Origin of the sequence: Sphingorhabdus pulchriflava, from assembly GCF_003367235.1 — a bacterium.
GTDB lineage: Bacteria > Pseudomonadota > Alphaproteobacteria > Sphingomonadales > Sphingomonadaceae > Sphingorhabdus_B > Sphingorhabdus_B pulchriflava.
This window is the reverse complement of the sequence record NZ_QRGP01000001.1, coordinates 22,205-37,274: the sequence shown is the minus strand read 5'-3', so window position 1 is coordinate 37,274 and position 15,070 is coordinate 22,205. Positions and strand designations below refer to the sequence as shown.

The 15,070-nt window shown below is 56.1% G+C and carries 13 protein-coding genes; 10 read left to right on the top strand and 3 right to left on the bottom strand.

All coding sequences use genetic code 11. From position 1 onward, the window contains the following. Window positions 1-5: 5 nt before the first annotated feature. From DXH95_RS00125 to msrB, 4 genes are all read left to right on the top strand, one after another. Window positions 6-938, top strand: a complete 933-nt coding sequence (locus DXH95_RS00125; protein ID WP_115547466.1) for an ABC transporter ATP-binding protein — start codon at window positions 6-8, stop codon at window positions 936-938. After that, window positions 935-2,158: an ABC transporter permease gene (locus DXH95_RS00120; RefSeq protein WP_115547465.1), complete on the top strand. Its 1,224-nt coding sequence runs from the start codon at window positions 935-937 to the stop codon at window positions 2,156-2,158. Before DXH95_RS00125 ends, DXH95_RS00120 begins: the two co-directional genes overlap by 4 nt. Window positions 2,159-2,250: 92 nt before the next feature. After that, complete coding sequence (locus DXH95_RS00115) at window positions 2,251-3,549, top strand: cytochrome P450 (RefSeq protein ID WP_239016487.1); 1,299 nt, start codon at window positions 2,251-2,253, stop codon at window positions 3,547-3,549. Window positions 3,550-3,615: 66 nt separating this feature from the next. Then, a complete protein-coding gene (gene msrB, locus DXH95_RS00110) occupies window positions 3,616-4,107 on the top strand; it encodes a peptide-methionine (R)-S-oxide reductase MsrB (RefSeq protein ID WP_115547464.1) in 492 nt (163 codons plus the stop codon). A 6-nt stretch (window positions 4,108-4,113) separates the two neighbouring features. Here msrB and DXH95_RS00105 read toward each other — a convergent pair whose 3' ends face one another. After that, window positions 4,114-4,749 carry an ankyrin repeat domain-containing protein gene (locus tag DXH95_RS00105; protein WP_115547463.1) on the bottom strand — a complete coding sequence of 212 codons (636 nt, stop codon included), beginning with the start codon at window positions 4,747-4,749 and terminating at the stop codon, window positions 4,114-4,116. A 69-nt stretch (window positions 4,750-4,818) separates the two neighbouring features. Here DXH95_RS00105 and DXH95_RS00100 point away from each other — a divergent pair, with 69 nt between their 5' ends. Genes DXH95_RS00100 through DXH95_RS00090 form a run of 3 tightly spaced genes read left to right on the top strand, consistent with a single transcriptional unit; the run spans window position 4,819 to window position 6,590 of the window. Continuing rightward, window positions 4,819-5,436 carry an SCO family protein gene (locus DXH95_RS00100; RefSeq protein WP_115549297.1) on the top strand — a complete coding sequence of 206 codons (618 nt, stop codon included), beginning with the start codon at window positions 4,819-4,821 and terminating at the stop codon, window positions 5,434-5,436. A gap of 1 nt (window position 5,437) precedes the next feature. After that, on the top strand, window positions 5,438-5,872 hold the full coding sequence (locus DXH95_RS00095; protein ID WP_239016486.1) for a YcgN family cysteine cluster protein: 435 nt from the start codon (window positions 5,438-5,440) through the stop codon (window positions 5,870-5,872). Continuing rightward, the gene (locus DXH95_RS00090) at window positions 5,829-6,590 is read left to right on the top strand and encodes a M48 family metallopeptidase (RefSeq protein ID WP_181883514.1); all 762 of its coding nucleotides are present in this window, start codon (window positions 5,829-5,831) and stop codon (window positions 6,588-6,590) included. The genes DXH95_RS00095 and DXH95_RS00090 overlap by 44 nt, the downstream gene beginning before the upstream one ends. 9 nt (window positions 6,591-6,599) lie before the next feature. Here the strand turns inward: DXH95_RS00090 and DXH95_RS00085 are convergent, their stop codons facing one another. Continuing rightward, complete coding sequence (locus DXH95_RS00085; protein ID WP_239016485.1) at window positions 6,600-7,580, bottom strand: HupE/UreJ family protein; 981 nt, start codon at window positions 7,578-7,580, stop codon at window positions 6,600-6,602. Beyond that, window positions 7,577-8,419, bottom strand: coding sequence for a peptidyl-prolyl cis-trans isomerase (locus tag DXH95_RS00080; protein WP_181883513.1), 843 nt, complete (start codon window positions 8,417-8,419; stop codon window positions 7,577-7,579). Before DXH95_RS00080 ends, DXH95_RS00085 begins: the two co-directional genes overlap by 4 nt. 187 nt (window positions 8,420-8,606) lie before the next feature. Here DXH95_RS00080 and DXH95_RS00075 point away from each other — a divergent pair, with 187 nt between their 5' ends. Genes DXH95_RS00075 through DXH95_RS16025 form a run of 3 tightly spaced genes read left to right on the top strand, consistent with a single transcriptional unit; the run spans window position 8,607 to window position 15,018 of the window. Next, window positions 8,607-10,706, top strand: a complete 2,100-nt coding sequence (locus DXH95_RS00075) for an autotransporter assembly complex protein TamA (protein WP_115547459.1) — start codon at window positions 8,607-8,609, stop codon at window positions 10,704-10,706. Continuing rightward, on the top strand, window positions 10,703-14,866 hold the full coding sequence (locus tag DXH95_RS00070) for a translocation/assembly module TamB domain-containing protein (RefSeq protein ID WP_115547458.1): 4,164 nt from the start codon (window positions 10,703-10,705) through the stop codon (window positions 14,864-14,866). Before DXH95_RS00075 ends, DXH95_RS00070 begins: the two co-directional genes overlap by 4 nt. Further along, the gene (locus DXH95_RS16025; RefSeq protein ID WP_181883512.1) at window positions 14,866-15,018 is read left to right on the top strand and encodes a hypothetical protein; all 153 of its coding nucleotides are present in this window, start codon (window positions 14,866-14,868) and stop codon (window positions 15,016-15,018) included. The genes DXH95_RS00070 and DXH95_RS16025 overlap by 1 nt, the downstream gene beginning before the upstream one ends. The last annotated feature ends 52 nt before the right edge of the window (window positions 15,019-15,070 follow it).

Genomic DNA, 15,070 nt, shown 5'->3' with positions numbered 1-15,070 from the left:
CCAATATGCATGCAATCGAGGCACGCGGGCTTGTCAAGCAGTTCGATGGTTTTCGCGCGGTCGACGGCATCGACCTGAACGTACCCGAGGGGAGTATCTACGGCATTTTGGGACCGAACGGCGCCGGCAAGACGACCACGATCCGAATGTTGCTGGGGATTATCGATCCCGATGAAGGAACACGTGTCTTGCTCGGCTCTGACCGCCCATTGAGCCAATCCAAACTGGTGGGCTATCTTCCCGAAGAACGCGGACTTTACCAGTCGATGCGGGCTGCAGATACCATCGCGTTCATGGGCGCCCTGCGCGGAATGCCATTGAAAGCGGCCGAAATGCGCGGGCGCGAACTGATGGAAGAGGCAGGGCTTGGCTATGCTGCCGACCGCCAGATACGCCAACTTTCGAAAGGCATGGCGCAAACCGTGCAACTGCTCGGCACTATCGTCCACGATCCAAAGCTGATTGTACTCGACGAGCCCTTTTCCGGCCTTGATGCGCTCAATCAGGCGAAGCTCGAACGCATGATACGCGCACAAGCGGACCGCGGCGTCACGATTATATTCTCCACCCACGTCATCGCCCATGCCGAACGGTTGTGCGAACGCATCGCGATTATTGCCAAGGGCAAGGTGAGCTTTGATGGACTCGTATCAACCGCGCGCGACCGATTGCGTCCGCAGGTGCATCTGGAAACCGAAACCGCCGACGGCCCCTGGCGTAAGGCACTGCCTGACGACGTCAGGCATGAAGGCAATTGGTGGCATTTCACCTTACCCGACAGCGGAGTCGAACCGCTGCTTACGGCATTGATTGGGGGCAAGGCGGGCATTCGGTCTCTTTCGATCGAACGCCCCGGCCTGCATGATGCTTTTGTTGCCATTGCAGGTGAAGATACCGCCGCCGAGATGGATGCACCCACTGCGGAGGAATTGATATGATAGAGACTATCCGCGCCGCATTCGTCATCGGCCGCCGTGATTTCACGGCTATCATCTTCTCCAAGGCCTTCTTCTTCTTCCTGTTGGGACCGATGTTTCCTTTGCTTGTCGGGGGAGCTGCAGGTTTGCTCGGCGGGCAGGTTGCACGTGATATCGATCGTCCGGTTATCGGCGTGGCAATGTCGGCTGACGACAGTCGTCAGTTATTGGCAGCACGAGCATCACTTGCCGCACAAGTTGGAGAAAGGCGGTTGCCCGAAATGAAACAACTGGCCCAGTCGGCAAGCGACTCTGCGCCCGAACAGCTGCTTGATGACAAAGCAAATGGTCTGGCGGCAATACTCGGTGGAACTCTCGATAAGCCTGTTCTGACCGGCACGCGGGGACCCATCGAAAGCTACAAGGGGGAAGTCGCGATGCTCGCGGCTTTCGCAAAGAATGCCGACGCAATGGCGCTTCCACCAGTCGAAACACGGTTGGTCCAACGCAGCGCCGGCAATGAAAAGCAGCAGCGGCTGGTAACCGCACAAGCGACGCAAGTTTTGCTGTTCATGCTGACCATGCTGCTCGCGGGCATGGTGCTTTCCAATCTTGTCGAGGAAAAGGCGAACAAAATTATCGAGATTTTGGCCGCAGCCGTTCCTATGGACGCAGTATTCCTAGGCAAATTATTTGCCATGCTGGCCATGGCTTTTGTCGGCATTGCAGTTTGGTCTGCAGTGGGCTTCGGGCTTGCAAGCCTGTCCGGCCCCGCTTTGCCCAGCCTGCCTACGCCCGCTGTTGGCTGGCCGATATTCGTGATGCTCGGCGTGGTCTATTTCACAATGGCCTATCTCATCCTTGGATCACTATTCCTTGGAATTGGCGCAATGGCGGCGACGGTACGTGAGGTCCAAACCTTGTCCATGCCGGTGACTATGGCCCAGTTGATCAACTTCTTCCTTGCCATGTACACAGTCACCAAGATGGGTGAACCCATCGAACTGTTCGCCTGCCTTTTCCCGTTCACATCGCCTTTCGCGATGGTCGCCCGAGCCGCGCAGGATGCGACATTGTGGCCGCACCTCCTCGCGGTTGTCTGGCAAGCATTGTTTGTGCTTATCATTCTGCGTGTCGGGGTTTACTTGTTCCGCCGCAATGTCATGAAATCAGGGAGCGCTGGCCGGATCAAGGACACAGGCGGCAAAAAGCTGTTCGGCTTGGTTAAACTCCCGGGTTGATTTGCTAACCGCAAATTAAGTTGCTTATCGAAACGGGATTGACATTATTGTCAGCAATGGCACTCTTCATGACAAAGAAAGAGGAGTCTAAAATGGCAACTGCCCCTGTGCTCGATACATCGGCAACCGAATCTGGCGAGAAGCTGCCTTGGAAGGTAGTTCAGTGTCCGCATGAATGGGACGTCACCCGACCCGAAATCTATGTCGAGGATCGCTGGCATCCGATTTTCAAGGAAATGCGCGAGCAGGCCCCGATCAACAAGGTCGAGGGCAGCGGTTTTGGCAGCTTTTGGAATGTCACCACGCTGAAAGCCATCCAGCATGTCGAGGCATTGCCAGACATTTACTCCTCCTCGTTCGAACATGGCGGCATCACGCTGGTTGACGATGAAGCGCTTGATGAACCCATTCCGGAAGACGAGCGAATCGTCATGCCGATGTTCATCGCGATGGACCGGCCCAAGCACACCGAGGAACGCCGTGTTATTGCGCCCGCCTTCACCCCAGGCGAAATGGAACGCATGGCGACCGACATCCGTCGCCGGACCGGTGAGTTGCTCGATTCACTTCCCGTCGGCACCGCTTTCGACTGGGTCGACAAGGTTTCGATCGAACTAACGACACAGATGCTGGCCCTCTTGTTCGACTTCCCATGGGAAGATCGCCGTCTGCTAACCGAATGGTCTGACTGGGCGGGTGATGTCGAACTGTTCCGCACCGAGGAAACACGCAAGGCACGTCTGGCCAAGATGTTTGAGATGGGTGCCTATTTCCAGCGTCTGTGGGACGAGCGCAAAAATCGGGGTGAAGCACCAGACCTTATCAGCCGCATGATCCATTCGCCGATGAAGGACATGAACCAGTTCGAATATATGGGGAATCTCATCCTGCTGATCGTCGGTGGCAATGATACCACCCGCAATTCGATGTCGGGCTATGCCTATGGCCTGCACAGTTTCCAGGACGAGCGTGAGAAGCTGGAGAAGAACCCAGAGTTGATCCCGAATGCGGTCAGCGAAGTCATCCGCTGGCAGACACCACTGGCGCATATGCGCCGCACTGCGCTCAAGGACCACGACCTGTTCGGTGCACCAATCAAGGCAGGTGACAAGATCGGCATGTGGTATCTTTCGGCCAATCGCGACGAAACCGTCTTCGACAATCCCGACAAACTGATTGTCGATCGCGAAAATGCGCGCCGCCATTTGTCCTTCGGCTATGGCATCCACCGCTGCGTTGGCGCGCGTCTGGCCGAGTTGCAGATCCGTGTGCTTCTCGAAGAAATGGCCAAGCGCCGCCTCCGCCCGAATGTCGTGGCAGAACCAATCCGTGTTGCCGGCTGCTTCGTCCACGGCTATCGCTCGATGGACGTTGAACTTACAAAATATTGAGTCTTCCTTGAAACCTTTTGCCTGCTTCGAACGTACTTACATTCAAGCAGGCGAAAGGATTTCGGCATGAACAATTACGGCAAGCGTATTTTCCTGAAAGCCGCCTTGGGTGGCGTGGTAAGTCTGGCTACCGCTGCGCTTTGGGCATCATCCGCTGCAGCAGGTAAGGCTTTTGCGGTCGTCAAATCCGATGCCGAGTGGCGCAAGATCCTCTCCCCCTTGGCCTATCGTGTGTTGCGCAAGGAGTATACCGAACCGCCCTTTTCCAGCCCGCTTAACGATGAAAAGCGGAAGGGGAATTTCGTCTGCGCCGGATGCGGGCAAAAATTGTTCAATGCGCTGACGAAATATGAAAGTGGGACAGGTTGGCCCAGTTTCTGGCGACCGATTCGCGGCGCAATCGGGACAAAGGCGGATTACGGCCTGCATTTGCCACGAACCGAAGTTCACTGCTCACGCTGCGGCGGCCATATCGGCCATGTCTTTGATGACGGCCCCAAGCCTACGGGCAAGCGCTACTGCATGAATGGCGCGGCGATGAGATTCGAGCCGATTTGAAGTCGGCTATTTAACGTCGCTGATCCCTGAAAAATCCAGATCGTCTGCTTTAGCGGGACTCTCGGTCTTTCCACCTCGCTCGATAATGCCGAGGATCGCACTGTTACGCCCATCCTGCGCCGCATATTCGCGTGCGCTGAGCCCGGCAATCGTATCTCGCTTGTCGGGGTTAGCGCCGGCTTTCAGCAGTTCGCGCACCATATCCGGATTGCGCAATTGCACCGCGCGGATCAGCGCAGTCTCTCCACTGCGATTGGTGATGTCGACCATCGCCTTATACTTCACCAATCCCTGTACACCTTCGATCCAGCCAAGTTGGGTCGCGAGCAATAAGGGCGCAGTGCCCTTTTTGTCCTTCAGATCGGGATCCGCTCCTTTTTGCAACAGGTACCGCAGCCAATCGAGATCGCGGCGCTGGGTGACTATGTGCAGTGCAGTTTCACCAGTGGCGTCGTCCTTGGTCCGCAAAGCGACTGACCCAGGTTCATTAATGAATTTTTCGACGTCCTCGCCCTTGCGTTCGCGAACGGCCTTCAGGAAATTATATCCGTCGGAAAATTGCGCGAACACTGGTGTCGACACCAGTACAGAAGCGAGCACTGAAAGGACCAAGCCACGTCGGGCCGCACGAATTGAGATCATATCCCCTGTCCTGAATCAAAAAATGCGAACTTGAATTTGCGCCCCTACCAGACCAATGCTGGCACCGCCATGAACAAAAATGTCACTTTTCTTATCGCCGCCCTTGCTTTGTCTGCCTGTAATTCGGGTCCTGCCCAACCACCGCTGAGCGAAGCGCCGCTTGCAGGGGCCGCAATCGGCGCCCCCTTCACACTGACCGATCAGGATGGTCGCAAGCGCAGCTATGACGAGTTCAAAGGCAAATACCGGCTGGTCTATTTCGGTTACACCAACTGCCCAGACATCTGCACGCCCGACATGCAGCATCTGATGGCCGGGCTGACCATGTTTGAAAAAGCCCATCCCGTTCTGGCGAACAAGGTGCAGCCAATGTTTATCACCGTTGACCCAGGTCGTGATACGCCGGCGGTGCTAAAACAATTTGTCAGCGCCTTTCACCCACGCTTGATTGGCCTGACCGGCACCGATGGCGAAATTTCGGCCACCGCCAAAGCCTTTGCCATTCATTATGAGCGGGTCGAGGGATCCAGTCCCGAGAGCTATCTTATGGGGCACAGCCAGGTTCCCTATTTGATGGGACCGGATGGAAAACCGCTGGCTTTGTTGCCCGCCGACACGCCCAATACGGACGCCAATGAAGGTGATCCAAAGCTGGTTGCAGCCGAACTTTCGAAATGGGTGCGCTAACTTGGCCGACACCCCCTTCTGGGAACGCCCGATCAACCAGCTAACCCGCAATGAGTGGGAGGCGCTATGCGACGGCTGTGGAAAATGCTGCCTGCACAAGGTTGAAGATGAAGATACCGGCCGCATCTACCCGACAAATGTCGCGTGCAAACTGCTTGATCTGAACAGTTGCATGTGCGCCGATTACCGGCATCGGAGGATGCATGTGCCCGATTGCATCCGGCTAACCCGCTGGACGATTGACGACTATCCCTGGCTGCCCTCTACCTGCGCCTATGTGCTGCGCTCAAAGGACGAAAAACTGCCCGATTGGCACTATCTGATCTGCGGAGACCGCAATGCTGTGCATCAGGCTGGCATATCGGTCAAAGGTCGGGCAATATCCGAACTCCATGCTGGACCGCTTGAAAACCATATTGTCGAACAGCCTCTCTGACCCAAAGGGCGGGGACCCAATGGTCGACATCGAAGGCGAGCAGGTGCCTGTCCGAATAAAGCGGACACGGCAAGCGCGGCGCATTTCGATGCGCGCCGATACCGTACGCCGCGAAATCCGCATCACCATGCCGGTCTATGCCCCGACTGCAACCGCGCTCGCTTTTGTCGCACAAAAGCGGCAATGGATTGCCTCCCGCTTTGAGATGGCGCCTGTATCGGTGTCGATCGGCCATGGTGAAACCATCGCCTTTTCCGGTGAACCGCATAAAATTGTCTGGCTACCAGACGGCAGCAGACGTGTTCACCGGAACATGGGTGATGAAGGCGCTGAATTGCACCTCGGTGGCCCGGAAGAAATGGTGGGCCAACGCATCATCCGTTGGCTGCGCGAAGAGGCGCGGACTTTGTTCGCCCAAGACTTGCAGGACTATTGTGACAAGGCCGGAGAGATTGCGCCGAGTTTGTCGGTTGGCGATCCTCGCAGCCGGTGGGGCAGTTGTTCTTCTCGCGGGACAATATCGCTTAGTTGGCGGCTGGTGATGGCACCACCTTTTGTCCGCCGTTCGGTGGTGGCTCACGAAGTCGCACATATGCGGCACATGGACCACAGCCCTGCCTTTTATGACTGGTTTGAAGCGCTATACGAAGGTGACCGCAAAACCGCGGATCAATGGCTCAAAATGCACGGGCCAGCGCTGCACTTTGTCGGACGCTGAACTGAGCAATCAGGCAAATGTGCGCTCAACAAACCAAAAGCTTGCCGTGATACCGATGGCATAGGTGGCAAGTTTCAAAACTGGCATTTCTATTGCCTTGGCAAAACGGCGCAGCAGATACAAAAGGCCAAGAGCCGCCAGCACAATCGCCAACTGGCCAACTTCCACTCCCAGATTAAACGTCAGCAACGCCGTCGGAACATCGCTTTCAGGCAATCCGATTTCCTGCAAAGCCCCTGCGAAACCAAATCCGTGCAGCAGACCGAAACCGAAGGCAACAACCCAAGGTATGCGTTCGGACAATCGGGGTACCCCCTCGCGCTTTTTTGCGATTTCAACTGCGAGGAACAAAATGGAGAGCGCAATCACCGCCTCGACCGGCCGTTGCGGCAAGCCAAGCAGCCCCATCGTTGTACCAATCAAGGTAATCGAATGGGCGACCGTAAAGGCTGTGACAGCCTTGGCTATCGTCCACGCACCGGACAGCAGCAGCACCAGCGATACGACAAACAGCAAATGATCGTAGCCAAAGAGGATATGCTCAATGCCGGTGACAAAATAGGTCCATGCGACCTGCCACTGCTCTGGCTTGGCTGCGATGACGGCCATTGGTTCTTTCGGTGTCAGACGCAACACCTGCACCGGTCGATCCAGCGGCGATACGCGCACCAGCACATCGGTTTGGCTTGCGCCAAAACCCGACAGACCAATGCCCTGCCCCGCCACGTCAAGCTTGCACCTGACCGCGCTGGTTAAAATCACCGCAGCTGCGGCCCGTTGACGTTCGGTAGCACCAGTCAGAGCGCAACCATCGGGCAGCACAGGTCGGGTGTCAGGTGTCAGCCCGCCACGCAGCGGGGCTTTCCACACCAAACGCCAGTCTGTGGCATTGTTCTGACTGAACTCCAGATAACCGGGGCGCATTTCGTCGGCGTATGCCGGAGCAATCGCGACCAGTGCTATGAACAGCAGGAAAAGCCCCCGTATCACGGTTTTTCTATCTTGATCGTATAGCCGTCGAGTAGCGCCTGATACGCCTTTGCCTCGCGTTGTTTGGCGGTTGTGGCGCGCCAGTCATTCTCGACCTGACGCCGCACGTCGGCAAGTCCCGGCTTTCCGCGCGCTTCAATCGAACGCACGCGGACTATATGCGCGCCAAAGCCGGACATTAACGGACCTGCCCAAGCCGTGCCGGGTTTCAACGCGAACAGCTCGTCAGCAAAGGCTGTCCCAAACGTGCGTGCCACGCTGTCGCGATCTGCCTCAGCAAGTGTCGCCGGAAGCGTGATGGGCTCGCCTGCTTCGCGCCAGTCTGCCCCTGCCTTGATCCTGGAAAGGATTGAAGAGGCTCGACTACCATCCGTCCCGATATAGACTTGGTCAAAAGAAATAGTCGCCGATTGGGCATAACGCTGCGGGTATTTGTCGAGCCAAGCCTGCAATATCGTATCATCGGGAACTGCGGATTCAATCTCCGAAACCGCTAGCGTTTCCATTTTCGACCTCAACCTGCGCCGGATGATGGTATCATCGGCATCTAGACCAAGCCGCAAGGCCTCCCGGTAATAAACCTCCTCCTTGATATAGTCCCGGATTATCCCATCAATTTCATCAGGCGTCGGCGGACGACGCCAAGTCTGGGCAAAGGCTTCACTTAGTCTGCTAACCTGGGCTTCATCAATGTTGATGGTCCGGCTCGACGCATCCACCTCTTCCCCGCGCAGCATTGAAAACAGGAACACGGCAATTCCGGCGAGCAGGAAATGTACCAACGGCTCGCGCATCCAGCCCGAAAGCATTTTACCGGCTCCTACGCTGTCAGTTTTCACGCCGCCTCCCCCGCCTAATTCGGTTACTTGCATAGCCGAGCCATCCTTGGTCACAAGCAAAGAATGAAGCGCAAAACGCAATCTGCGTAGCGTTTACCGATGGACACCTTTACCAAAGTAAAGACCAGAGCCGCCACCCACGCGCCGCCTACGGGAAAAGTCGGCAATTGACATTCTGTGGCGATAGATGGAGCAGTCAGACGACCCAGAGGCTGGAGAATTTTTCTCTACAATGATTGCTCTACAAACAAGCCTGACTTGGATCGCCTTCGCGCTTGCCCAGGACGCAGTAGCGCAGCCTGTTGCGAGCCCGATTCCATCGATTATCTCGGATGAGGAATTCGCGAAGGCAATCCCTGCATTTGACGAAAATGTCGACGAAGGAGGAGAGCAGCCAGCCCAAACTGGCGAGGTTGATGAAACGGAACTCGATCCAGCCGATCCTGCAATCGACGAACCATTGCCGTCGCTGGAGAATTTCGCAGCTGAACCATTGTCTGACGACTCCATTCCCGAAACGGACAATGCCGAAAATCTTGTCAGCTATGCAGTCCAGATCGACGGGCTGAAAGCGGCGGGCGAACATACCGCGATCCTTGATCGGATAAATCGACGTTTCCGCGAGCTGTCCAGTTTAAGCCTCAACGGAGGGTCCGCCGAAAGCCGGTCGGCTATTAACGCCAAAGCGCGCGCAGACCAGCAATTGCTGCTCGATATATTGTCGAGCGAAGGATTTTATGACGGCAAGGTCAACCTCTCTTCAAAACGGTCTGAAACGACTGGAAGGGCAATTGAGGTCGAGTTTCGGGTTCGGCCCGACCAACGCTATCGTTTTGGTTCGATTGTCTTTGATGCACCTGCCGATGTCACCGAAAACCTAATCCGCCCAAGCTTTCCCCTAAAAACCGGCGACCCGATTGTTGCCGACGATGTCGTAGCGGCCGAAGCGCAGATTTCGCTCGCACTGCCGCAAAATGGTTATCCCTTTGCCCAGGTGGGACAACGCGACATCCTGCTCGACGAAACCCTCGGCACCGGAGACTATACCCTGCCGGTTACGACCGGCGTGAAGAGCTATTTCGGGGAGGTTTTGACCGAGGGCAATCCGGTATTCGAAGCAGAACATGTCGCCATATTGCGTCGCTTCAGGACCGGAGATTTGTACGATGCCCGCAAAGTCGACGATTTACGCGAAGCGCTGGTCGCTACCGGGCTGTTATCGACCGTTTCGGTCGAGGCCGTCCCCAGCCAGAACAATGCTGCTGACGGCACGGCTTATGCCGATCTTCTTGTCAAGCAAGAGGCCGGACCTGCACGTACGATCGCCGCGTCAGCTGGCTATGAAACAGGTCTTGGTTTCAAGGCTGAGGGCAGCTGGACCCATCGCAATCTGTTTCCGCCTGAGGGGGCGCTTGGGGTCAGTGGAATTCTGGGTACGCAGGAACAGGCATTGGGGGTGATCTTCAACCGCTCTAATGCCGGTCGGCGCGACCGCACGATCGAATTGTCATTGTCAGCGCTGCACAAAAATTACGATGCTTTCGACGCCTATACGGGCCGCCTTGCTGGAACGCTTTCGTATCAATCGACACCAATCTGGCAAAAGAAACTGACCTACGCTGTCGGCTTCGAATTGCTTGCCACCTATGAAAGCCTGTTCGAGATTGCGCGACTGTCGCGTGATCGGAAACTCTATTATGTCGCCGCTCTACCTGCCCAGGTGGGTTTTGACCGGTCAGACGATCTGCTGAATCCAAGTCGCGGTTTTCGGCTCAATCTGCGCATGTCGCCCGAAACGGCATTGGGGGAAGGTTCGCGTTTTTACCTGCGCGGGATGATTGAAGGCACCTATTACCAACCCATCGCAGAGTCGGTCGTTGTCGCAGCACGCGGTCGTGTGGGATCAATCATCGGAACGTCGCGCGACGACCTGCCCCCATCGCGCCGTTATTATGGCGGCGGCGGCGGATCTGTGCGCGGCTTCGGATACCAGCAGCTTGGACCTGTCGATTTCGAGGGTAATCCGATTGGCGGCCGCAGCCTGAACGAAGCCGCGGCAGAGGTTCGTTACCGGTTCGGAGATTTCGGCGCGGTTGCTTTTATCGATGCCGGTCAGGTCTATCAGGAAAGCACACCGCAATTTGATAATTGGCGTTTCGGCATTGGTCTGGGTGGCCGTTTCTACACCAATTTCGGTCCCGTCCGCATCGACGTCGCAACGCCAGTCAGCCGGCGTCGCGGTGAATCGCGCTTTTCCTTTTATGTGTCGCTAGGGCAGGCATTTTGAGGGCGCTTTGGAAATGGATTGCGGGCATCACAGCTATCGGCGTGTTGCTGGTAGCTGCAGTTTTCGGTTTCTATTTCTGGTTGGATACGTCTTCTGGCCATAAGTTCATTGCCCGTCAGGTCGCTGCCTATGAATTCGAAAATGGCCTGAACATTCGCATCGGAACGATTGATGGGTCCATTTATGGAGAAGCCGAACTCATCGATGTCCGCATCCAGGATGACAAGGGGACATTTGCGAGCATTCCAAATGCGCGTCTGGACTGGCACCCGTTCGACTATATCTATGGCAGGGTTTCTATTGACGCACTTACCGCGCAAACAGCCTACGTCCGCCGCCTTCCCGAATTGCGTATCATTCCGGATCGCGGCGAACCCTTTTTCCCAGACCTTGATATCCGAATAGACCGTCTGCAATTTGATCGCATCGTCTTCGCCAAGGCGATTACAGGCAAAGAGCAGATATTGGGTCTGCAAGCCAAAGCGCGGATTGTCGATGCAAGGGCCCTTATCGACGCCACGGGGCAGACAGCACAGGGCGACAGGCTTGTTGCCCGTCTCGACGCGATTCCCGACAAGGATCACCTCGATCTGGCAATGCGTCTTGATGGTCCCGCAGACGGGCTGGCCGCAGGGCTGCTAGGATTGGAAGCGCCGTTGAAACTTCGCCTTGAGGGCAAAGGCAGCTGGAGCAAATGGGACGGCAAACTAAACGCGGAGGCAGGCAAAGACCGCAGCGCCGATTTGGTGCTCTCGGCAAGAGACGGAAAATTTTCGGCAGCGGGAGACATTTTGCTGGGCAAGTTTGAGGGCGACAATGTCTTCGGCGCTTTGCTCGCCCCCAAGTTCAAAGTCGACTTGATGGCCGACTATGAAAAACGCGTAGCGCAAATCACCGGCAATCTGGTTTCGGACAAAGTGCGGGTAGATGCCGCTGGCACAGTCGATTTGGCCGATAGCCTTTTCCAGAAAATGGCCGTCAATGCGCGCATACCGCGCAAAGTTGCCCTTTCCGGTGGCATCGCGACCCAAGGGGCAAATGGCAAATTCCTTCTCGATGGCCCGATCGCCGCACCACAAATCGACTATTCGGTGACAGCCGATCGATTGCAGTGGGGCGAGTTTGCCTTTTTTGGACTAAGTGCGACAGGCGTGACTCGGTCGGAAAAGGATTTTGTCCGCATACCGGTTTCGGCACGCGCGCGGCGGATGACCGGCTTTGAAGTCACTGATAAACGGATATTGGAGAATATCCGTCTCTACGGGGACCTCGCTTATTCCAACGGACGTCTTTTAAGCGAAAGGCTCAACCTGCGATCCAATCGCGTGTCGGCAGTGCTGAAAGGGGCCGCTGATTTTCCCAAGGGTCAGCTGGCGGCAAGCATCAAGGGCAAGATTGATCGCTACCGGATCGAATCCGTCGGTTTGTTTGATATCGACGCCGATCTCGGCCTCAAAAGCCGTATGCGAAACGATTATGCGATTTCAGGCACGGTTAGAGCGCGATCAACGCAGTTAGACAGCGACGGGGTGCGCGATTTCCTCGGCGGGCAAATGCTGGTCCGCGCAGGTATCGGTCTTTCTGAAAATGGAATCGTGCAGATTACATCGGCACGAATGACAGCGCCCAAACTTCGCCTGAACAAGGGAAACGGAAGTTATGTCATGGCATCAGGCGTCGTTCGCTTTACTGGCAGCGGCTATTCGACCGAATATGGACCAGTCGGCATAGCGGTCAGCGGGACCCTGACCGAGCCAGTTGCAAGAGTGACGGCACAACGCCCCGGAATGGGCATCGGTCTGGCCGATGTCAGCGCATTGGTCAAACGAACCGCACAAGGCTTCTCTGTGCTGTTCACTGCGACCACCGATTATGGACCGCTTGATGGCGATGTCGACATCCTGTCTAACACCCAAAGCCTTGTCCTTGATGTCAAACGGGTTGATTTCTCGGGCATTAGATTTGGCGGTCGGCTTCAGCAATTGCCTGCAGGGCCCTTTGCGGGCCAGTTGATCGGCAGTGGTTCAGGCTTTGATGGTACTGCCGAACTGTCGGCGCAGGGCCGTTATCAGCGTGCCGTCGTCAAGGCGACGGCCGCCAATGCCGTGCTTCAGGGGCAGAAAACCCTGCGTATCGGTCGCGGGATAGTCGATGCCGACATTGTGTTTTTCGAACAGCCGCAGGTGCGCGCAGATGTGCAATTGGCCGATGCAACGATCGATTCGTTGTTTATCGGGGCAGCTCGCGGGAAAATCGATTACCGGAATGGCCAGGGCAACGCACAATTTCTGGCAGAGGGCCGCAGCACTTTTCCGTTCCGCATAGCTGCGAATGGCCAGTTGACTCCTGATCTCTGGACTGTGGCGTTGCGCGGCAGGGCAAATGGCATTTCCTTTTCCTCAGCGAAGCCGGTGCGGATTGCTCCGGAGAAAAGTGGCTACGCCCTGCTTCCGTCGGCAATTATGGTGGGGAACGGAACGATCAGACTCGAAGGTCGATATGCGGATGCACTGCAAATACGTTCGAACATCGACAATGTGAACCTCGCTATCCTCAACCCCATGCTGCCCGGCTTTGAAATGGGCGGGCGTGCAAGCGGGGTTATCGACTGGTACCAAGCCTCTTTCGATGCTGTGCCTCAAGCACAAGGCCGGCTGGAGATCAAACGCTTCACACGCAACAGCGTTGGCGCCCCATCGCAGCCAGTCAATATCAGCCTTAAGGGCAATCTCGATACCGATGGCGGCGGATTTTCGGCGCTGATTTTACGCCAAAACGCAAAAGTCGGAAGGCTACAGGTCAAGCTGGGCGCTCTTCCAACCGGCCCTGGAGAATGGATCGACAAGCTGCTCGAAGCACCCTTATCTGGCGGAATCCGATATAATGGCCCGTCGGATCTGCTGTTCTCGCTTGCAACGCTGGCCAATCAAAGCCTTGTCGGCCCCGTCGCTGTTGCCGCTGATTTCTCGGGCAATTTGCGCGTTCCATTGCTTACCGGATCGGTTCGATCTGATAATCTCATCTATGAAAATGAGACCTATGGCACACGGCTGACCAATTTACGGGTGCGCGGTGTGTTTAACAGTGACGTCCTCGACCTGACCGAGATTTCCGCCAAAGCGGGCGACGGCACCGTCAGTGGTCAAGGCATCATCAACCTGAGTTTCGAAAAGGGTTTCCCGGCAAAAATCGACCTGGATCTGGACCGTGCACGGCTTGCCCGAAGCGAGCTTGTCACCACAGCCGCCACCGGAAAAATCGAAGTCACCAACACACCCGGCAATGGTGCCCTCGTCAGCGGTACACTTGCGCTTCCCGAAACCCGTTTCAGGATCGTTCGCCAGAATGCAGCGAGCGTGACGACCTTGACCGGCGTAAGGAGAAAGTCGGCTTCGGGCCCGACGCGTATCACCGGGGATGCCAATCCCGTCAGTTCGCTCCCCTCCAACTGGAAATTGAACATCCGGTTGGTGGCGTCGGACGAACTCTATATCTCAGGCATGGGACTCGAATCCGAATGGAAAGCGGATTTGCGGGTCACCGGCACGTCAGACGCACCTTTCATCACAGGTGACCTGCAACTGGTTCGCGGAACATTGGGCTTTGCTGGTCGATCCTTTGGCATCGAAACCGGACGCCTGACATTCAATGGCGGAGAATATAGCAACCCGTCGCTGCGGGTTATCGCAGCCAGCGAAGTCGACGGAACTACGGTCCGGGTCGAAGTTCGCGGGACTGGAAACAAGCCCGAGATATTCTTCACATCGACCCCAGCCCTGCCTCAGGATGAAATCATGGCTCGAATCCTGTTCGGCAATTCGGTTGCTGAACTGTCGGCGGTGCAGGCCGTCCAGTTGGCGGCATCGCTCAATAGCCTGCGAGCGGCGCCGGGTGGCCTTAATCCCTTGGGCGTTCTGCAATCAGCCACCGGCCTTGACCGGCTAAGGATATTGAACCCAGACGAACAGGCTGGGCGCGGCACAGCAATTGCGCTGGGTCAATATATTACCAACGATGTTTATGTGGAAATCATCACCGACGCGCGGGGCTATACGGCCAGTCAGATCGAAATCAGTCTTACCCCGGCATTGTCGGTGCTCAGCCAGTTAAGTAGTTTTGGCACATCCAATGTCAGCGTGCGATATCGGAAGGATTACTGATGCGTGGCATCGCTCTGTTGCTTGTTTTGCTGCTATCCGGGTGCGGGAAAAGCTTCGATAAGCGCTATTCCGACATCGAGACCGAGGTCAAAAAGGACGCTAATAATATCGACCAGGATTTGCATGAAGAAGAGCGGGAAACTGACAAGTGAATGTTCGACTTTCTTGCTTCGCCGAGCCAACAAAAATAGCGGTGTGTGCTAA